Origin of the sequence: Terrabacter ginsenosidimutans, from assembly GCF_039539425.1 — a bacterium.
Classification (GTDB): Bacteria; Actinomycetota; Actinomycetes; order Actinomycetales; family Dermatophilaceae; genus Terrabacter; species Terrabacter ginsenosidimutans.
In genome coordinates, this window is sequence record NZ_BAABDC010000004.1 from 421,633 (window position 1) to 440,666 (window position 19,034).

Genomic DNA, 19,034 nt, shown 5'->3' on the forward strand with positions numbered 1-19,034 from the left:
CCTTATCAGCGGGCACGGGGGTGGGCGCCCGCATAGACCTCGCGCAGTCGGTGCACCGAGACCATCGTGTAGATCTGCGTCGTCGTGACGGAGGCGTGCCCGAGCAGCTCCTGGACGACCCGCACGTCGGCACCACCGTCGAGCAGGTGGGTGGCGAACGAGTGCCGCAGGGTGTGCGGCGACACGTGCTCGGTGAGGTCGGCACGTTCGGCGGCGCGGCGGATGACAGCCCACGCAGACTGGCGCGAGAGACGGGCGCCGCGCTGGTTGAGGAAGAGCGCCGGGCCGCCCCTACCGTGCGTGGCGAGGGCCGGACGGCCCCTCACGAGGTATGCCGTCACGGCGTCGACGGCGTAGCGCCCCACCGGGACGACGCGCTCCTTGCCGCCCTTGCCGCGCAGCCGCACGGAGGCCACTCCACCGCGCGCCGGACCGCCGCCTGACGGGTCGTCAGGGGCGGCCGTCTCGATGTCGTCGACGTCGAGGTCGACCGCCTCACTGATGCGCGCGCCGATGCCGTAGAGGATCTCGAGGAGTGCACGGTCGCGCAGCGACTCGGGCGTGTCGCCCACCGATGCGGCGGCCAGGAGGCGCTCCACCGCCTCGACCGGGATCGCCTTGGGCAGCCGCGCGGGCGGCTTCGGCGGCGCCACGTTGGCCGCCGGATCCCCCGCGACCTCGCCCTCGAGCGCGAGGAAGCGGTGGAAGCCGCGGACGGCCACGAGCGTGCGCGCCGCGGACGACGCGGCGAGTCCGCGCTCGCGCAGCGACGCGAGGAAGTCGGTGACGTCGGCCTCGGCGACCCGGCCCGCGTCGTCGATGCCCTTGACGGCGAGGAAGGCCGTGTAAGCGCGCAGGTCCCGCGCGTAGGACTTCAGGGTGTTGTCGGAGGCGCCCTTCTCGACCCGGACGTGGTCGAGCCACCCGCGGACGTCGCGCTCGAGGCGCGAGAGCCGTGCCGCGGGTGGCTCGGTGACGACCTGCTCGGTCAGGAGAGGGCCTCGTCGAGGCTGGTCCACTGCATGCCGTGCGCCTCGGCCACGCCGGCGTACGTGACGTGGCCGTCGTGGGTGTTGAGGCCGAGGCCCAGGGCGTGGTCGGAGCGCAGCGCGTCACGCCAGCCCTGGTTGGCCAGCTTCACGGCATACGGAAGGGTCGAGTTCGTCAGGGCGTAGGTCGAGGTGTTGGGCACGGCACCCGGCATGTTGGCGACGCAGTAGAAGACCGACTCGTGCACCCGGTAGGTGGGGTCGGCGTGCGTCGTCGGGTGGCTGTCCTCGAAGCACCCGCCCTGGTCGATGGCGATGTCGACGAGCACGGAGCCCGGCTTCATCTGCGAGACCAGCTGGTTCGAGACGAGCTTGGGGGCGGCGGCACCCGGGATCAGCACGGCGCCGATGACCATGTCGGCCTCCTGCACCTGCTGCTGGACCGTGAGCCGGTTCGAGGCCAGGCCGTGGACCTGGTTCTCATAGCGCCAGAAGGACATCCGCAGCTTGTCGAGGTCGGTGTCGAGCAGCGTGACGTCGGCCCCCATGCCCAGGGCGATGTTCGCGGCGTTCTGCCCCGAGACGCCGGCGCCGAGGATGACGACCTTCGCGTTGGCCACGCCGCCGACACCACCCATGAGGACACCGCGTCCGCCCTGCGCTCGCATCAGCGCGTGCGCGCCGACCTGAGGCGCCAGGCAGCCCGCCACCTCGGACATCGGGTACAGCAGCGGCAGTCCGCCGGAGGGCAGCTGCACCGTCTCGTAGGCGATGCCGGTGACCTTGCGCTTGACGAGCTCCTCGGTCAGCGGCTTGTCGGCCGCAAGGTGCAGGTAGGTGAAGAGCGTCAGCCCCTCGCGCATCCGGTGGTACTCCTCGGCCACGGGCTCCTTGACCTTGAGCACCATGTCGGCCTCGCCCCACACGTCGTCCGCGGACCCGATGACGCGGGCACCTGCTGCCGCGTAGTCGTCGTCACTGATCTGCGAGCCGACGCCGGCATCCTTCTCGACGAGCACGTCGTGCCCGTTCTCGACGAGCTCGTGGACACCTGAGGGGGTGATGGCCACGCGGTACTCGTGGTTCTTGACCTCGCGGGGGATGCCGACCTTCATGCTGCGCACTTCCTTCCGGGCTGACTCGGCCACGGCGCCTTTGCGGTGGCGAGAAGGGCCCGTCGAGGGCCGCGACCCAACTGTATCCGTGGGCGCTGCAGCCCGGTCACGACCTCGCCCAACCGACCGCCGACGGCGCCGGCCTGCCAGAGTGTGCGCATCGGTGTGCGCCGGGCGTGCGCACCGCCGCAGCCGTCAGACGACACGGGAGGAGCCCGACATGACCGACCCCTTGCCTCAGGAGGGCTACACCTGGCCGGTGGCGCCTGCGGGTGCGCCGCAGCCGGATCACCGCCGGCCGGCACGGCGCGACCGAGTCGCGTGGGCCGGTCTGACCCGTCGCCAGGGGATCGCAGCAGGGACGGTCTTTGCCGTCCTGGCCGTGTGGAGCACGGTCTTCAGCGGTGTCGAGCTACCGTGGGGCCTGGGGGTCGTGGCAGCGGGAGTCGTCGCGTCCGCCCTTGCCACGGCCCTCCCCCGGGTGCGTCCGTTCGCCCAGGGCTTCCTCGCAGGGTCGGTCGTCGCCGGCGTCGGCGCGGCGGCCGTCCTCATCATCTTCTTCGTCGCCATCTTCGTCACGGCGGGCCCGTGAAGCTCTACGCGGACTCCCCCGCCCGGCGCACCCGACAGATCCTCTCGGACGTGCTCATGCTGCTCTGGCTGGGGCTGTGGGTCTATGCCGGTCGTCAGGTCCACGACACCGTGGACCGGCTGCGTGCCCCCGCCGACTCGATCACCTCGGCGGGCCGATCGGTCAACGGCGCCCTCACCGGTGCCGGCGACCAGGCGGGCCAGATCCCCCTCGTGGGCGACCAGCTGAAGACCTGGCTCACCCAGGCCGCCGGGTCGGGCACGACGCTCCAGTCGGCGGGGACCTCGATGGCGGACACCGTCGACAGGCTGGCACTCGGACTCGGGCTGGCCACCGCCCTCGTGCCCATCCTCATCGTCCTGGCCGTGTGGCTCTACGTCCGGGTTCGCTTCGTGCGCAACGCAACCCAGTCGCAGCGCTTCATCGACGCCGGTGAGGACCTGGACCTCTTCGCCTTGCGGGCCTTGGCGACTCAGCCGCTGAAGGCACTGGCGAGGGTGACCGACGACCCGGCAGGGGCGTGGCGCCGTCAGGACCGCGACGTCATCCGCCGCCTCGCCCTGCTCGAGCTGCGCGACCAGGGACTGCGCCCGCCACCGGGCCCCTGACCTCCGCGACCGGGGCTGCAGCCGACGTCCCGATGCGCCCGGGCGCGAGGGGCGCCGGGCGCGAGGGGCGCCGGGCGCGAGAACGCGTGCGTCAGTCGGTCCGCGACACCTGTGGGACGAGGTCTTCGGCGGACGGCGTCCACGAGTCGGCCGAGGCCGCGACCTGGTCTCCCGAGCGGATGTCCTTGACCTCGTCGCCGGACTCACCCGCGCCGGGGAACCAGACGAACGGGATGCCGCGGCGCTCGGCGTAGCGGATCTGCTTGCCGAAGCGAGCCGCGGAGGGGGCGACCTCGCAGGCGATGCCCCGCCGACGCAGCGCGGTGGCGACGGCGACGGCCTCCTCGCGGGACTCGTCGTCGGTGAGGGCGACGAGCACGGCGGCCGGGGTCGACCGGGAGGCTGTGACGAGTCCGCGACCGATGAGCAGGCCGAGGATGCGCGTCACCCCGATCGAGATGCCGACGCCCGGGTAGGTGGTCCTGCCGTCACTCGCCAGGGCGTCGTAGCGGCCGCCGGAGCAGAACGAGCCCCAGGACTCGTGACCGACGAACTGGGTCTCGTAGACGGTGCCGGTGTAGTAGTCGAGGCCGCGCGCGATGCGCAGGTCGGCGACGAGCTTGCCCGGTGCGTGGGCCATGCCGGTGCGGATGACGCGGGCCAGCGACTCGAGGCCCTCGTCGAGGAGCGGGTGCTCGACGCCGAGCGCGCGGACCTGCTCGACGAAGCCGAGGTCCGTCGAGCGGATCGCCGCGAGCGCGAGGCACTGGTCGGCCTGCTCGTCGGTCGTGCCCGACTCGACGAGGAGCGCCTTGACCTTCTCGGGCCCGATCTTGTCGAGCTTGTCGACGATGCGCAGGGTCCCGATGACGTCGGTGATGCCGATGCCCTGGTAGAAGCCGTTGGGGATCTTGCGGTCGTTGACCTGGATGACGAACTCGCCCACCGGGAACCTGCTGAACACGTCGGCGATGACGAGCGGCATCTCGGCCTCGAAGTGGGGCGAGAGCTGACCCACGTCGACCACGTCGATGTCGGCCTGGGTGAACTCGCGGTAGCGGCCCTCCTGGGGCCGCTCACCGCGCCACGCCTTCTGGATCTGGTAGCGCCGGAACGGGAAGGCGAGCCTGCCGGCGTTCTCGAGCACGTACCGGGCGAAGGGGACGGTCATGTCGAAGTGCAGGCCCCATCGGGCGTCCTCGTCGCTGCCTCCGGACAGGCGCGACACCGCGTAGATCTCCTTGTCGGCGTCCTCGCCCTGGGCGCTCAGCCGCTCGATCGGCTCGATGGACCGGGTCTCGACCGACGAGAACCCGTGCAGCTCGAACGTCTCGCGGATGACGTCGAGGAAGCGCTGCTCGACGATGCGCTCGGACGGGAGGTACTCGGGGAAGCCGCTGATCGGCATGACCTTGGCGGCCTTGGGCTGCGGTGTGCTCACGCGGGCAAGTCTTTCAGGTAGGGGTTGGTGGCCCGCTCGTGGGCCATCGTCGTGGCCTGGTAGTGCCCGGGCAGCACCAGAGTCGTGTCGGGCAGGGGCAGCACCACGTCGCGCAGGCTGCGCTGCATCGCGGCCGGGTCGCCGCCGGGAAGGTCGGTGCGACCGACCGAGCCGGCGAACAGCACGTCGCCGGTCACCATGGTGCGGTCGACGTCGACCTGCTCACGGATCCCGTCAGGCACCCGGTCGATGCCGAACATCACCGACCCCTCGGTGTGCCCCGGGGCATGGAGCACGTCGAACTCCATGCCCGCCAGGGTGAGTCGCGCGCCGTCGCCGATCTCGACGACGTTGGTCGGCTCGGTCCACGTCGCCGCCGCGCCGAACTGCTGCTCGAACATCGCGATGAGGCCGGGGTTGCTGCGCCCCAGCAGGTCGTGGAGCCGGTAGCGGTCGTCGGCGTGGATGTAGGCGGCCGTGTCGGACCCGCACACCGGCGTGACCGAGTAGACGTGGTCGACGTGCCCATGGGTGAGCAGCACCGCCGCGGGCCGCAGCCGGTGCTGCGCCAGGATCTCGCGCAGCATCTCCTCCACGCCCACGCCCGGGTCCACGATGACGCAGTCCTCCCCAGGCTGCGGCGCGAGGACGTAGCAGTTGGTGTCGAACGCCTGGGCCGGGAACGCGATGGTCAGCACGCTGGGAGCCTAGCGACGGCGCCGACGGCGGCACCCGGCATACGCCCCTTCGGGGAGTCTGGGTATGCCGTGAGGGACCCCCGGGGACCGCGATCCGCGCGTGCGTGGGGAGATGTCACGGACTCGTGACCCCTCCCGCTGCGCGGGCACCGTCCTCGTTCCATAAAATGACCGGACGCCCGGGGACCGCCCATGTGGCCCGTACGAGGAGAGGTTCGTGACCAAAGAGCAGGAACGCGCACGTGCGCGCCGCCGCTACGAAGAGCACCAGAAGACCGAGAAGCCCCCAGTGGGCGACTCGACCCGCGACAAGCAGGTCTTCGGTGTGATCCTCGCGGTCATCCTCGTCATCGCGGCCGTCATCGTCGTGCCCAAGCTCGTCGGCAGCTCCGACAGCCCCACCCCGGCGGCCGGGTCGACGACGCCCGCCAGCACCACGACACCCGCCCCGACCTCGTCCGGCGGCCTCGCCGCAGGGCAGAAGCTGGCAGCAGGCTGCACCGCTCCCCCGGCCAACCAGGCGACCCCGAAGCAGCAGAAGGAGGTTCCCGCCAAGGCCACCGCGGCGGGCAAGACCTTCGTCGCGACCGTCAAGACGACGTGCGGCGACATGACCTTCGAGCTCGACGGCGCCAAGGCGCCCCAGACCGTGGCCTCGTTCATCAACCTCGCCAAGACCGGCTTCTGGGCGCCGAGTCCGTGCCACCGCGTCACCACCCAGGGCATCTACGTCCTCCAGTGCGGCGACCCCACCGGCACCGGTCAGGGCGGCCCCGGCTACACCTTCGGCATCGAGAACGCGCCCAAGGACGGCAAGTACGCCACCGGCGTCCTCGCCATGGCCCGCACCCAGGACCCCAACAGCAACGGCGGTCAGTTCTTCATCACCTACAAGGAAACCCAGTTGCCCACCGACGGTGGTGGCTACACGATCTTCGGGAAGGTGACCAAGGGCCTCGACATCGTTGAGAAGATTGCCGCCAACAAGGCCCTGCCCCCCAGCCCGACGGACGGAACCCCCGTCTCCCCGATCAGCATCCTCAGCGTCAGCGTGACGGAGAAGAAGGCATGACCGACATCCAGCACCCCCAGACTGACGAAACCTCCGAGCCTTCCGAGACCTCGACGGAGCCCTCGACCGAGCCCTCGACCGAGCCCTCGACGGAGCCCTCGACGGAGCCCTCGACGGAGCCCTCGGCACCCACGGCCGCGGCCGTCCACGAGACGGATGAAGCAGCGGTCGTCCCCGCTGCCGACGGCGCCGACACCGCCGACACGCCTGCCCCGGAAGGCGTCCCAGCCGGGACGGAACCAGAGGCAGCGGAGGCGGCACCCGTGACGGAGCCGGCGAACGTCGAGCCCGCAGGCACCGAGCCCGTCGCCGGGGAGGGCGACGAGCCGGCCATGGCCGAGGCCGAGACCGCTGACGTCGTCGCCTCGGTGAGCAGCACCGAGACCGGCGACACGACCGAGGCGACCACCGAGCCGACCACCGAGACTCCGACCGAGACTCCGACCGAGGAGTCGCCTGAGGCCACCCCTCCGGCGCCCTCTTCGGCCGGTGTACCCAAGCCGTCTGCGATCCCGACTCCCGCGGCGCTCGCCAAGGCGGTGCCGCATCCGACCGTGACCCCGGCTGCGCCGGCGCTGATCACGACCGACCACTCCGCCTCCGCGGCGTTCGGACGCGTCGACGAGAACGGCACGGTCTTCGTGCGCACGAAGGACGGCGAGGAGCAGGAGGTCGGCTCCTACCCCGGAGCCAGCGACGAGCAGGCACTCACCTACTTCGCCCGCAAGTACGACGAGCTCTTCGCCTCTGCCGTGCTCCTCGAGCAGCGCCTCTCCCAGCCCGAGGTGCCGTCCAAGGATGTCGCCGAGGGCCTGAAGACCCTTGCGGCGCAGGTCAAGGACGCGACCGTCGTCGGGGACCTCGACGCCCTCGCCGCGAAGCTCGACGAGATCCAGTCCGGCCTCGCGGCCAAGCGCAACGTCGAGCAGCAGCACCGCGCCGAGGCTCGCGCCGCGGCCACGGCGGAGCGCGAGAAGATCGTGACCGAGGCCGAGTCCATCGCGGGTCAGCCGGAGAACCGCATCCAGTGGAAGACCAGCGGCGCCCGCATGCGCGAGCTGCTCGACGAGTGGAAGGCCCACCAGCGCGCGTCGACGCGCCTGGACCGCGAGACGGAGTCGAACCTGTGGCAGCGCTTCAGTGCCGCCCGCAACGGGTTCGACAAGGCGCGCCGCAGCCACTTCGCCGGCCTCGACGCTCAGCACGCTGACGCCAAGGGCGCCAAGGAGCGGCTCGTCGCCGAGGCCGAGACCCTGGCGACGAGCACGGACTGGGCTGCGACCGCCGGCGCGTTCAAGCGACTCATGGACGAGTGGCGCCGTGCAGGTCGGGCCAGCCGGTCCGACGACGACAAGCTGTGGGCGCGCTTCAAGGCCGCCCAGGACAGCTTCTTCGCCGCCAAGGACGAGGTCGTCGCGGCCGAGGAGGAGCAGTACCGCGGCAACCTCGCCGTCAAGGAGGCCCTGCTCGTCGAGGCAGAGGCGATCCTCCCGGTCACGGACCTCGAGAAGGCCAAGGCCCAGCTGCGCGTCGTCCAGGACAAGTGGGACGCCGCCGGGAAGGTCCCGCGGTCCGACATGGAGCGCGTCGAGAAGGCCATGCGACGTGTCGAGCAGACCGTGCGTGACGCCGAGGACCGCCGGTGGAAGTCGAGCAACCCCGAGGTCGCGGCTCGCGCCCGGGCCATGGTCGACCAGCTCGAACGCGCCGTCGCGGACCTGCAGGACGACCTCGCCAAGGCGGAGGCCTCGGGCAACGCGAGCAAGATCAAGAAGGCGCAGGAGGCCCTCGACGCCCGCCAGGCCTGGCTCGACCAGGCCCGCGCCGGCGTCGCCGAGTTCGGCGGCTGACCACCTGCAACACCCACGAAGAGGCCCACCCGACAAGCGAGCTCGCGGGTGGGCCTCTTCGTGCGCCCGTCGTCGGAACGCGCGGTGCGAGAGGCTACATCGTCGACTTGCCGCCGTTGACGCGGTAGACGTCGAAGACACCGTCGATCTTGCGGACGGCCTGCATGACGTGGTCGAGGTGGGCCGGGTCGCCCATCTCGAACGTGAAGCGTGAGATGGCCACGCGGTCGCGCGAGGTCTGGACCGACGCCGACAGGATGTTGACGTGCTGGTCCGACAGCACCCGGGTGACGTCACTGAGCAGCCGGTTGCGGTCGAGCGCCTCGACCTGGAGCTGGACGAGGAAGACGCTGGCCGAGCTCGGCGCCCACTCGACGTCGATGAGCCGCTCGGGGTTGGCCGTCAGCTGGTCGGCGTTGGTGCAGTCGACGCGGTGCACCGACACGCCGTTGCCGCGTGTCACGAAGCCGATGATCGGGTCACCGGGCACGGGCGTGCAGCACTTGGCGAGCTTGACCCACACGTCGGCGGTGCCCACGACGACGACCCCCGGGTCGCCGGGCTTGCGCCGGCTGGCGGCCCGGGTCGGGACGGTGGCCTCGGCGAGGTCCTCCGTGGCACCGTCGACGCCGCCCATCGACGCCACGACCTTGCCCACGACGTGCTGCGCTGACACGTGCCCCTCGCCGACCGCGGCATACAGCGCCTCGATGTCCTGGTAGCGAAGGTCGGTGGCGACGGCCGTCATCGAGTCGTGGCTCATCAGCCGCTGCAGCGGCAGGTTCTGCTTGCGCAGCGCCTTGGCGATCGAGTCCTTGCCGGCCTCGATGGCCTCCTCGCGGCGCTCCTTCGAGAACCACTGCTTGATCTTGTTGCGGGCGCGCGGGCTCTTGACGAACTGCAGCCAGTCGCGCGACGGGCCGGCACCGTCGGCCTTGGACGTGAGCACCTCGACGACATCGCCGTTCTCGAGGGTCGACTCGAGCGGCACGAGGCGGCCGTTGACGCGAGCACCGATGCAGTGGTGGCCGACCTCGGTGTGGACGGCATAAGCGAAGTCGACGGGGGTGCCTCCCATCGGGAGGGCGACGACCGAACCCTTCGGGGTGAAGACGTAGACCTCGCTGCTGCCCATCTCGAAGCGCAGGGAGTCGAGGAACTCACCCGGGTCCTCGGTCTCGCGCTGCCAGTCGAGCAGCTGTCGCAGCCACGCCATGTCGTTCTGCGGCGTGATCTCGCCCGGACGCGCGGGACCGCCGCCGTTGCTCTGGTCCTTGTACTTCCAGTGGGCCGCGACGCCGTACTCGGCGCGGCGGTGCATCGTGTGCGTGCGGATCTGGATCTCGACCGGCTTGCCCTGCGGCCCGATCACCGTCGTGTGCAGCGACTGGTACATGTTGAACTTGGGCATCGCGATGTAGTCCTTGAACCGACCCGGGACCGGGTTCCACCGCGAGTGAAGGGCGCCCAGCGCCGCGTAGCAGTCGCGCACCGTGTCGACGAGGACGCGGACGGCGACGAGGTCGTAGATCTCCTCGAAGTCGCGGCCCCGCACGATCATCTTCTGGTACACGGAGTAGTAGTGCTTGGGCCGTCCGGTGACGACGGCCTTGATCTTCGCCGCGGTCAGGTCCTCCGTGACCTGGGTGCGCACCCCGGCGAGGTACTCCTCACGGGCGGGGGCACGCTCGGCGACGAGGCGCACGATCTCGTCGTAGACCTTGGGGTAGAGCGTCGCGAAAGAGAGGTCCTCGAGCTCCCACTTGATGGTGTTCATGCCGAGGCGGTGCGCGAGCGGCGCGTAGATCTCGAGCGTCTCGTTGGCCTTGCGCTTGGCCGACTCGGGGCTGACGTAGCGCCACGTGCGGGCGTTGTGGAGCCGGTCGGCGAGCTTGATGACCAGGACCCGGATGTCGCGGGCCATCGCGATGACCATCTTGCGCACGGTCTCGGCCTGGGCGGCCTCGCCGTACGTGACCTTGTCGAGCTTGGTCACCCCGTCGACGAGCATCGCGATCTCGTCGCCGAAGTCGCGGCGCAGCTCGTCCAGGCTGTATGCCGTGTCCTCGACGGTGTCGTGCAGCAGCGCGGCCGCGAGCGTCGGGGGCGTCATGCCGAGCTCGGCGAGGATCGTCGTCACGGCGAGCGGGTGCGTGATGTAGGCGTCGCCGCTCTTGCGCATCTGCCCTTCGTGCGCGTGCTCCGCGACGGCATACGCCCGCTCGATGACCGAGAGGTCGGCCTTCGGGTGGTTCTGGCGGACCGCCGTCATGAGCGGCTCCAGGACGGGGTTGCCGGCCGGCCGGGTCGCCCCGAAACGCGCGAAACGGGCGCGCACCCGCGACGGGGTGGACAGCTCGTTGCGGACGTCCTCGCTCATGAAGAGAGTCTAGGCGGTCCCTCCGGGATCACAGCGTGAGGATGGCGTTGACCGGCCGGTCGGCGAGACGCTTTCGGCCCTCGAGGAAGGCCAGCTCGAGGACGACCTCGATCGCGGCGACCTTGGCGCCGGCCCGCTCGACGAGCAGCGCGGTGGCCTCGGCGGTCCCCCCCGTCGCCAGGACGTCGTCGATGACGAGCACCCGCTGGCCGGCCTCGAAGGCATCGGTGTGCACCTCGATCTCAGCCGTGCCGTACTCGAGGGCGTAGGACTCCTTGAGGGTCTCCCCCGGCAGCTTGCCCGCCTTGCGCACCGGGACCATGCCGAGGCCCAGCTCGTAGGCCACGGCGGCACCGAGGATGAACCCGCGTGCCTCGATGCCGACGATGACGTCGACCTGACCTGCATACCGCTGGGCGATGTCGCGCACGAGCTCGCCCAGCGCCGGGCCGTCGGCGATCAGCGGCGTGAAGTCCTTGAAGAGGACACCCGGCTTGGGGAAGTCCGGGATGTCACGCAGCTTGCTCGCGACGAGGTCACTGATCTGGCTCACGCCGTCTCCTGAGGTGGTCGAACGTGCGGTGTCGGGCTGGTCAGCGCCGCGACTTCGGGGCGCGCTTGGGCTGGTTGCGCGGTCCCGGCTGGGCGTACTTGTGCACCGGTCGCGGCGTGCCGTCGGACTGCGTCGTGCCCGCGGCACCTGCTGCCGCGCCCGTGGTGTCGGCACCGACGACGGCCGGCTCGAGCGCACCCTGGGGTGCGGCGACGTGCGGCTTGACACCGTGCCGCGCCACGTACTTCTCGAGCTCCCGGACCGCCGGCTCGTTGCGGCGCAGGTCGACGAGCAGCGGCGTCGCGATGAAGATCGAGGAGTAGGCGCCGACCGCGATACCGATGAAGAGCGCGAGCGACAGGTCCAGCAGGGTGCCCGGGCCCAGCAGCGTGAAGCCGACGAAGAGGACTGCCGCGATGGGCAGCAGCGCGACGACCGTCGTGTTGATCGAGCGCACGAGCGTCTGGTTGACCGCGAGGTTGGCTGCGGCCGAGTACGTCATCCGCTTGGTGCGGAAGGCCTCGGCCGTGTTCTCGCGCACCTTGTCGAAGACGACGACGGTGTCGTAGAGCGAGTAGCCGAGGATCGTCAGGAAGCCGATCATCGACGACGGCGTGATCTCGAAGCCGAACAGCGCGTAGATCCCGACGGTGATGACGAGGTCGTGCAGCAGCGCCACGAGTCCCGCGACGGCCATCTTCCAGGTGCGGAAGTAGAGCGCCATGACGATGGTCACGAGGATGAGGAAGACGATCAGGCCCCGGATCGCCTGCTGGCTCACCGACTGCCCCCAGCTCGGGCCGATGAGCGAGGCACTGACCGCGCTCTTGTTGACGCCGAACTGCTGGGCCAGGGCGGCACTGGCCTCGTCGGTGCGGTCCGAGGCTGCCTCGGACTGCACGCGCACGGTGTCCTGCCCGACGATCGTCGAGATGACGTTGCCCTGGATGCCGGCCTTGGAGATGGCAGCCTGGGCCTTCTCCTCGTAGCCCTGGCTGTTCGAGACGCCCTGGACGCGGAACTCGGAGCCACCGCTGAACTCGATGCCGAAGTTGAGTCCCTTGACGAAGATGCCGATCAGGGCCAGGGCGATGAGCACGCCGGACACGGCGTACCACGTCTTCTGGCGCTTGATGAAGTCGATCGAGCGCTTGCCGGTGTAGAGGTCGTTGCCGACCTGGGAGAAGTTGATCATGCCTGGGCCTTCCCATCGGCGACGCGGGCCGAACCCACGGTGGCGGGCGGGCGCTGGGCGCCGGGTGCCCCGAACTGGCCGCGCCCGCGGTAGCGGACCGACTCCTTGGCGCCGAGGCGCTGCGGGTCGAGACCGGACCACTTGTGGCCGTTGCCGAAGAACTCGGTACGGGCCAGCAGCTGCACCACGGGGTGCGTGAAGAGCATGACGACGAGCAGGTCGATGAGCGTCGTGAGCCCCAGCGTGAAGGCGAAGCCGCGGACGTTGCTCGAGGCCAGCAGGTAGAGCACGACGGCCGCGATGAAGTTGACGGCATCGGCCGCGATGATCGTGCGCCGCGCTCTCTTCCAGCCGGTCTCGACCGCCGCCACGAGCGGTCGCCCGTCCCGGACCTCGTCGCGGATGCGTTCGAAGTAGACGATGAAGCTGTCGGCGGTGACACCGATGGCCACGATGAGACCCGTGACACCCGCCATGGTCAGGCGGAACCCGTGCGTCGTCCCGAGCACCGTGACCGCGAGGTAGGTGATGACGGAGGCGACGACGAGCGAGGCGACCGTGACGAGGCCGAGCGCGCGGTACTGGAAGAGCGAGTAGACGACGACGAGCAGCAGGCCGATGAAGCCGGCGAGCAGGCCGATGCGCAGCTGCTCCTCGCCGAGCTGCGGCGTGATGTTGTCCTGCGTCTGCAGCGCGAACGAGATCGGGAGCGCACCGAACTTCAGCTGCTCGGCGAGCTGCTTGGCGGAGTCGATGGTGAACGAGCCGGTGATCGAGGCGCGCCCGTCGGTGATGACGGCGCGGGCCTGCGGCGCCGTGATGACCGCCTTGTCGAGCACGACCGCGAACTGGTCGAGCGGCGGCTGGGACTGCAGGCCGTAGAGGCGCTTGGTCACGGCCGCGAACTTGGCCTTGCCGGCGTCCTTGAAGGACAGGGCGACCTCGACGATCGAGGTGGGCTGGCCGTTGGGGCCGGGCTGGTAGCCGCTCGTGGCGTCGGCGATCTCGCTGCCGTCGATCTCGCTCGGGCCGAGGACGTACTTGGTGACCCGGTCCTCGCCACAGGTGGCGATGGGCTGGGTCGGGTCGTCCTGCACCCTGTCGATCGCGCCCGGGGCGGAGCAGTCGAGGGCGGTGTACGCCTTGGCCACCTTGGCGGCGGCCGCGTCGGCCTTCGCCTTGTCCCAGCCGAGGCCCACGAGGCCCGTGCTGGCCTGCGCCTTGACGGCGGCCTCGGTCTGGGCCGGCGTGGGTGCGGGAGCCGTCTGCGTGGCTGCAGGGGCCGGGGTCGTGGCCTTGCCGGCAGGAGTCGTGGCCTTGCCCGTCGCGGTGCCCGTCGGCGTGGCCGGCGTGGTGGCTGCTCGGAGTGCGTCGGGGACGACGCCGTTCTGCGCGGTCGCCGACGTCGACGGGGTCGCCGTGGCAGTGCCGGACGGCTTCTTCGTCGTGCCCGTCGAGGTTCCGGTCGGCGTGCCCGTCGGTGTCCCGTTCGGGTTCGCCTGCGACGCGTTGGCGTCGAGCGCCTGGACGTAGACGGCGCGGAAGCGCAGCTGTGACGGCTTCTTCAGCGCGTCGAGCTGTTCCTTGGTGGGCTGCCCGGGGATGGAGACGACGATGCTGCGGCCACCCTGCGTGGTGATCTCGGCCTCGGACACACCGTTGGCGTCGATGCGCTGGCGGATGATGTCGACCGCCCGGTTGACCTGGCCCTCGCTGATCGTCTCGGTGCCGGTGAGCTGCGGCTGGAGCACGAGCTCCGTGCCGCCCTCGAGGTCGAGTCCGAGGCGGGGGGTCATCGACCCGTCGCCCCACTTCGTCAGGCCGACTGCCAGGGCGCCGAGGCCGAGGATGACGACGATGAGCGCCAGGAGGCTGCGTCTCGCCGACTTCTTGGTGGAGCTGCGTGCCACGAAACCCTCACTGACCGTTCTGCTGGGAGTCGGGCGTGCTGCCCGGTGCGTCATCGGGCGCGGCGTCCGTTGCCGGCGTGCTGGCGGTGGTGCCGCTGACGCCCTCGGAAGCCGTGTCGGTCTGCTTCATCGCGATGGCGCGCCGGTCGACCCGGATCGTGGTGCCCTCGGCGATCTCGAGCCAGGCGCTGGCCTCGTCGAGGTGCTTGACCGTGCCGTAGATGCCGGACGACGTGACGATCCGGTCGCCGACGTTGAGCGAAGAGCTGAAGTCCCGCATCTGCTTCATCCGCTTGTTCTGGGTGAAGAACAGCCAGCCCAGCAGCAGCAGTGGCAGGGCGAAAATCAGCAACGAGAAGCCCCCGTTGGTGTTCATGTCAGCTCAGTCCTTCGTGTCTTCGTCCGGTCGGTGTGCACACGTGCCACGACCCGGTGATCGGGTCGGATGTCGCGTCAACGACCGGGGGCACCGGATGGTGCCGCGGCAGCGGCGGTGGTGCCCGCAGGAGTCTACGTGCGCCGGTGCAGTTTGTCAGACCGGATCGGGGCGTCGTGACGCGGACGCGGGTCACGTTTTGGTCGCACTCGAGCGTCTCCGGGGCAGGTGTCCTCAGGCGTCGAAACGGGCGCCACCGGCCTCGTCGATGGGCAGCGTGGCCGTCCACAGAGCCTGGGCGTCACGTGGTGGGGTGAGGCCGAGGTGGTCCCACGCCAGGCTCGATGCGGCGCGCCCACGCGGCGTGCGCACCATGAAGCCCTCGCGCACGAGGTAGGGCTCGGCGACCGTCTCCACGGTGTCGGGCTCCTCGCCCACGGCGACGGCCAGCGTCGAGAGGCCCACAGGCCCGCCGTTGAAACGGCGGCAGAGCGCCTCCAGGACGGCTCGGTCGAGACGGTCGAGGCCGCGTTCGTCGACGTCGAACAGCTCGAGGGCCTGACGGGCGGCGGCGTGGGTCACCCGGTCCTCGCCGTGGACCTGGGCCCAGTCGCGCACCCGGCGCAGCAGTCGGTTGGCGATGCGTGGAGTGCCTCGGGAGCGCAGTGCGATCTCGCGGATGCCGTCCTCGTCGGCGTCGAGACCCAGCAGGCGGGCCGACCGGTGCAGGATCGTGACGAGGTCCGCGGCCGCGTAGTAGTCGAGGTGACCGGTGAAGCCGAACCGGTCGCGCAGCGGGGCAGGCAGCAGGCCTGCGCGGGTGGTCGCACCGACGACGGTGAAGGGTGGCAGCTCGAGCGGGATCGCTGTGGCGCCGGGGCCCTTGCCGATGATGACATCGACGCGGAAGTCCTCCATCGCCAGGTAGAGCATCTCCTCGGCGGACCGGGACATCCGGTGGATCTCGTCGAGGAAGAGCACCTCGCCCTCCGCGAGCGAGGAGAGCACCGACGCGAGGTCGCCGGCGTGCTGGATCGCGGGTCCTGAGGTGATGCGGATGGGCTGCTCGAGCTCGCTGGCCACGATCATCGCGAGGGTCGTCTTGCCGAGGCCGGGAGGACCTGACAGCAGGACGTGGTCCGGCGGGGTGCCACGCCGCTTGGCGGCCTTGAGGACGAGCCCGAGCTGGTCGCGCACCCGTGTCTGCCCCGGGAACTCGTCGAGCCGCTTGGGCCGCAGGGCTGCCTCGACCTGCCGCTCCTCGGTGTCGCCGACGACGTCGACGATGCGGGCCGTCGCGTCGAAGGACCCGTCGTCCCAGACGTCGGGGACGGTGCCGGTGTCGAGCTCCCAGGAGCCGTCCGAGCGGTCGGCACTCATCGGCCCAGCTCCTGCAGGGCCGCGCGCAGCAGCGCTGAGACACCGGCCCCATCGGCCGCGAGCGGCGCCACCTTGTCGAGCGCGTCGTCGGCCTGTCGCGCCGTCCACCCGAGACCGACGAGGGCCTCGCGGACCTGCTCGCGCCACGCCTCACCGGAGTCGAGGTGGACGGGATCGACCCGGCCGGCCGAGCCTGGCAGGGCACCCAGCTTGTCCTTGAGCTCGAGGACCATGCGCTCGGCGCCCTTCTTGCCGATGCCGGGGACCTTCGTCAGCGCGACGAGGTCGCCGGTGCCGAGCGCCACTCGCACGGCGTCGGGTGAGTGCACGGCGAGCACGGCGAGGGCGAGCCGGGGCCCAACACCCGAGACGGTCTGGACCGTCTCGAAGACGTGCTTCTCGTCGTCGGTCGCGAAGCCGTAGAGCGTCAGCGAGTCCTCGCGCACGACGAGGCTCGTGGCGAGCTCGGTGGGCTGCCCCAGTCGCACGGACGTGGCCGTCGCGGGTGTCGTGTGGACGAGCATGCCGACTCCCCCGACTCCGACCACGACGGAGTCGAGGCCGACCTTGAGGACGGTGCCGGAGAGCGAGGCGATCATCGGGGCTGGGCTCCAGAGTGCGGTGGTGGGGTGCGATCGGGTGAGGCGGGCCGGGCGGCCCTGGAGGTCTGGGTGGACGCGGCCCGCAGCCGCTGCACGGGGGGCACCGATCCCGGCGGGACCCGGCGGGGTATCCCGCTCCCCCGGTTGACCGTGCGCGCCAGCACCTCGAGCCGTGCCTCCTCGAGCCGGTTCTGGGTGCCGCCGCGCCAGACGTGGCAGATCGCGAGGGCAAGGGCGTCGGCCGCGTCGGCCGGCTTCGGAGGTGTGTCCAGACCGAGCAGGCGGGTCACCATCGTGGTCACCTGTGCCTTGTCGGCCCGTCCGCTGCCGCTGACGGCAGCCTTGACCTCCGTGGGCGTGTGCAACGTGACCGGAAGGCCCAGCCGCTCCGCGATGATCATGACGATGCCGGTCACCTGGGCCGTGCCCATCACGGTGGAGACGTTGGTGTCGGCGAAGACCCGCTCGATGGCGACAGCCTCGGGTCGGTGTCGCGCGAACCACTGCCGCATCTCGTCCTCGACCGCGACGAGACGTCGGGGCGTGGGGTCGGTGGACGGCGTCCGGATGACTCCCACCTCGACGAGGGCGAGCTTGCGGCCCGGCACTCCGTCGACGACGCCGACTCCGCACCGCGTGAGGCCGGGGTCGACCGCGAGGACGCGCACGGCATACCTCCAGGTCTGTGGGCGGGACGGACGGGACGAGTGGGAACGCCAGGTCGATCCGAACAGGTGTTCGGGACAACGCTAACCGCCCGCCCCCGAAAGCACGGGAGGCACGCCGGTCCCGGCGTGCCTCCCGTGCTGCGGCCTGACGGCCGGCTCAGTCCTCGTCCTCGTCGAGCTGCGCCAGCACGTCGTCGGGGATGTCGCCGTTGGCGAAGACGTTCTGCACGTCGTCGCTGTCCTCGAGCGCCTCGATGACCCGGATCATCTTCTTGGCCCCGTCCAGGTCGAGCGGGACCTGCAGGTTCGGGACGAACGACGCCTCGGCCGACTCGTAGTCGATGCCGGCGTCCTGGATCGCCTTGCGGACCGCGACGAAGTCGGTGGCCTCGGAGATGATCTCCCAGGTGTCGCCGTTGTCGTTGACCTCCTCGGCACCCGCCTCGAGCACGACCTCGAGGATGTCGTCCTCGCTGCCGGCATCCTTGAGGACGGTGACGACGCCCTTGCGGTTGAAGACGTAGGACACCGAGCCCGGGTCGGCGAGCTGGCCACCGTTGCGGGTCAGCGCGGTGCGCACCTCGGCAGCGGCGCGGTTGCGGTTGTCGGTGAGGCACTCGATGAGCACCGCGACGCCGTTGGGGGCGTAGCCCTCGTACATGATGGTCTGCCAGTCGGCCGCGCCCGCCTCGGCGCCCGAGGCACGCTTGACCGCGCGGTCGATGTTGTCGTTGGGGACCGACGTCTTCTTGGCCTTCTGGATGGCGTCGTAGAGGGTCGGGTTGCCCGCGGGGTCAGCCCCGCCCTGGCGCGCCGCGACCTCGATGTTCTTGATGAGCTTGGCGAAGAGCTTGCCGCGCTTGGCGTCCTTGGCCGCCTTCTGGTGCTTCGTGGTGGCCCATTTGGAGTGGCCGCTCATGCAGTGTCCTCGCGTTCCGGTGACTGGCGTGCGCCCGACTGCTGGAGTCGGTGCTCTCTGACGATCGAGACGAACTCGGCGTGGATCCGGCGGTCGGCCCCCACCTCGGGGTGGAAGGACGTGGCCATGAGGTTGCCCTGCCGGACCGCGACGATCCTACCGGCGGCCGCGCCCTCGCTCACGCGGGCGAGCACCTCGACCTCGGGGCCGACCTGCTCGACCCACGGCGCCCGGATGAAGACGGCGTGCACGGTGCCGGTCGCCCCGGCGTCGCGCCAGGCGTAGTCGAGGTCCTGCTCGAAGGAGTCGACCTGGCGGCCGAAGGCGTTGCGCCGCACGGTGATGTCGAGGCCGCCGAGCGTCTGCTGGTCGGGCCGCCCGTCGGCGATGCGGTCGGCGAGCATGATCATCCCGGCGCACGAGCCGTAGGCCGGCATGCCCTCCGCGATGCGGCGCAGCAATGGCTCGCGCAGGTCGAAGGCGCGGACGAGCTTGTCCATGACGGTCGACTCCCCGCCGGGGATCACGAGTCCGTCGATCGACTCGACCTCCGCCGGGCGACGGACCGTGACCGCGTCCGCGCCGAGCGCGTCGAGGGCCGCGAGGTGCTCGCGGACGTCGCCCTGGACCGCGAGGACGCCGATCCGCGGGAGGGACAGGATGCTGGTGGTGCTCACCGAGCCAGC

18 protein-coding genes are annotated in these 19,034 nt (G+C 70.7%); 4 read left to right on the top strand and 14 right to left on the bottom strand.

From position 1 onward, the window contains the following. Positions 1-5 precede the first annotated feature (5 nt). Positions 6-992 (bottom strand): site-specific tyrosine recombinase XerD, encoded by a 987-nt coding sequence (xerD, locus tag ABD831_RS14735; RefSeq protein ID WP_344948264.1) that lies wholly within the window; start codon positions 990-992, stop codon positions 6-8. Continuing rightward, positions 989-2,104 carry an alanine dehydrogenase gene (gene ald / locus ABD831_RS14740; protein WP_142177885.1) on the bottom strand — a complete coding sequence of 372 codons (1,116 nt, stop codon included), beginning with the start codon at positions 2,102-2,104 and terminating at the stop codon, positions 989-991. The genes xerD and ald overlap by 4 nt, the downstream gene beginning before the upstream one ends. 220 nt (positions 2,105-2,324) lie before the next feature. Between ald and ABD831_RS14745 the strand changes: the two genes are divergently transcribed. Both ABD831_RS14745 and ABD831_RS14750 read left to right on the top strand, forming a co-directional pair. Further along, on the top strand, positions 2,325-2,696 hold the full coding sequence (locus tag ABD831_RS14745) for a hypothetical protein (RefSeq protein WP_344947991.1): 372 nt from the start codon (positions 2,325-2,327) through the stop codon (positions 2,694-2,696). Continuing rightward, positions 2,693-3,304 (top strand): hypothetical protein, encoded by a 612-nt coding sequence (locus ABD831_RS14750; protein ID WP_344947994.1) that lies wholly within the window; start codon positions 2,693-2,695, stop codon positions 3,302-3,304. The genes ABD831_RS14745 and ABD831_RS14750 overlap by 4 nt, the downstream gene beginning before the upstream one ends. A gap of 91 nt (positions 3,305-3,395) precedes the next feature. On the opposite strand, the gene hisS is transcribed toward ABD831_RS14750, so the two are convergent. Further along, a complete protein-coding gene (gene hisS / locus ABD831_RS14755; protein ID WP_344947997.1) occupies positions 3,396-4,745 on the bottom strand; it encodes a histidine--tRNA ligase in 1,350 nt (449 codons plus the stop codon). After that, the gene (locus tag ABD831_RS14760; RefSeq protein WP_344948000.1) at positions 4,742-5,443 is read right to left on the bottom strand and encodes an MBL fold metallo-hydrolase; all 702 of its coding nucleotides are present in this window, start codon (positions 5,441-5,443) and stop codon (positions 4,742-4,744) included. The genes hisS and ABD831_RS14760 overlap by 4 nt, the downstream gene beginning before the upstream one ends. Positions 5,444-5,660: 217 nt before the next feature. On the opposite strand from ABD831_RS14760, the gene ABD831_RS14765 reads away from it, so the two are divergent. Beyond that, a complete protein-coding gene (locus ABD831_RS14765; protein WP_344948003.1) occupies positions 5,661-6,515 on the top strand; it encodes a peptidylprolyl isomerase in 855 nt (284 codons plus the stop codon). Beyond that, entirely contained in the window at positions 6,512-8,365 is a 1,854-nt protein-coding gene (locus ABD831_RS14770; RefSeq protein ID WP_344948006.1) for a DUF349 domain-containing protein, read from the top strand. Before ABD831_RS14765 ends, ABD831_RS14770 begins: the two co-directional genes overlap by 4 nt. A 94-nt stretch (positions 8,366-8,459) precedes the next feature. Here ABD831_RS14770 and ABD831_RS14775 read toward each other — a convergent pair whose 3' ends face one another. The 10 genes from ABD831_RS14775 to pdxT form a co-directional block, all read right to left on the bottom strand. Then, positions 8,460-10,745, bottom strand: a complete 2,286-nt coding sequence (locus tag ABD831_RS14775; protein ID WP_142177879.1) for a RelA/SpoT family protein — start codon at positions 10,743-10,745, stop codon at positions 8,460-8,462. Positions 10,746-10,773: 28 nt separating this feature from the next. Next, the gene (locus ABD831_RS14780; RefSeq protein ID WP_142177878.1) at positions 10,774-11,298 is read right to left on the bottom strand and encodes an adenine phosphoribosyltransferase; all 525 of its coding nucleotides are present in this window, start codon (positions 11,296-11,298) and stop codon (positions 10,774-10,776) included. Positions 11,299-11,338: 40 nt separating this feature from the next. Further along, on the bottom strand, positions 11,339-12,493 hold the full coding sequence (gene secF / locus ABD831_RS14785) for a protein translocase subunit SecF (protein ID WP_344948011.1): 1,155 nt from the start codon (positions 12,491-12,493) through the stop codon (positions 11,339-11,341). Continuing rightward, positions 12,490-14,403, bottom strand: coding sequence for a protein translocase subunit SecD (gene secD, locus ABD831_RS14790; protein WP_344948014.1), 1,914 nt, complete (start codon positions 14,401-14,403; stop codon positions 12,490-12,492). The genes secF and secD overlap by 4 nt, the downstream gene beginning before the upstream one ends. A gap of 7 nt (positions 14,404-14,410) precedes the next feature. Next, positions 14,411-14,779, bottom strand: coding sequence for a preprotein translocase subunit YajC (gene yajC / locus ABD831_RS14795; RefSeq protein ID WP_344948017.1), 369 nt, complete (start codon positions 14,777-14,779; stop codon positions 14,411-14,413). Between the two features lie 234 nt (positions 14,780-15,013). Further along, complete coding sequence (gene ruvB, locus ABD831_RS14800; protein ID WP_344948020.1) at positions 15,014-16,159, bottom strand: Holliday junction branch migration DNA helicase RuvB; 1,146 nt, start codon at positions 16,157-16,159, stop codon at positions 15,014-15,016. Beyond that, entirely contained in the window at positions 16,156-16,758 is a 603-nt protein-coding gene (ruvA, locus tag ABD831_RS14805; protein WP_344948023.1) for a Holliday junction branch migration protein RuvA, read from the bottom strand. Before ruvA ends, ruvB begins: the two co-directional genes overlap by 4 nt. Then, on the bottom strand, positions 16,755-17,429 hold the full coding sequence (gene ruvC / locus ABD831_RS14810; protein ID WP_344948026.1) for a crossover junction endodeoxyribonuclease RuvC: 675 nt from the start codon (positions 17,427-17,429) through the stop codon (positions 16,755-16,757). The genes ruvA and ruvC overlap by 4 nt, the downstream gene beginning before the upstream one ends. A 157-nt stretch (positions 17,430-17,586) precedes the next feature. Beyond that, positions 17,587-18,348 (bottom strand): YebC/PmpR family DNA-binding transcriptional regulator, encoded by a 762-nt coding sequence (locus tag ABD831_RS14815; RefSeq protein WP_344948029.1) that lies wholly within the window; start codon positions 18,346-18,348, stop codon positions 17,587-17,589. After that, complete coding sequence (gene pdxT / locus ABD831_RS14820; RefSeq protein ID WP_344948267.1) at positions 18,345-19,007, bottom strand: pyridoxal 5'-phosphate synthase glutaminase subunit PdxT; 663 nt, start codon at positions 19,005-19,007, stop codon at positions 18,345-18,347. Before pdxT ends, ABD831_RS14815 begins: the two co-directional genes overlap by 4 nt. Between the last annotated feature and the right edge of the window lie 27 nt (positions 19,008-19,034).

Excerpts from the sequence above, each read along its gene's own strand:
- ald (WP_142177885.1), bottom strand. The coding sequence starts at position 2,104 with ATGAAGGTCGGCATCCCCCGCGAGGTCAAGAACCACGAGTACCGCGTG.
- ABD831_RS14745 (WP_344947991.1), top strand. The coding sequence starts at position 2,325 with ATGACCGACCCCTTGCCTCAGGAGGGCTACACCTGGCCGGTGGCGCCT.
- ABD831_RS14770 (WP_344948006.1), top strand. The coding sequence starts at position 6,512 with ATGACCGACATCCAGCACCCCCAGACTGACGAAACCTCCGAGCCTTCC.
- ABD831_RS14775 (WP_142177879.1), bottom strand. The coding sequence starts at position 10,745 with ATGAGCGAGGACGTCCGCAACGAGCTGTCCACCCCGTCGCGGGTGCGC.
- secF (WP_344948011.1), bottom strand. The coding sequence starts at position 12,493 with ATGATCAACTTCTCCCAGGTCGGCAACGACCTCTACACCGGCAAGCGC.
- yajC (WP_344948017.1), bottom strand. The coding sequence starts at position 14,779 with ATGAACACCAACGGGGGCTTCTCGTTGCTGATTTTCGCCCTGCCACTG.
- ruvB (WP_344948020.1), bottom strand. The coding sequence starts at position 16,159 with ATGAGTGCCGACCGCTCGGACGGCTCCTGGGAGCTCGACACCGGCACC.
- ruvA (WP_344948023.1), bottom strand. The coding sequence starts at position 16,758 with ATGATCGCCTCGCTCTCCGGCACCGTCCTCAAGGTCGGCCTCGACTCC.
- ABD831_RS14815 (WP_344948029.1), bottom strand. The coding sequence starts at position 18,348 with ATGAGCGGCCACTCCAAATGGGCCACCACGAAGCACCAGAAGGCGGCC.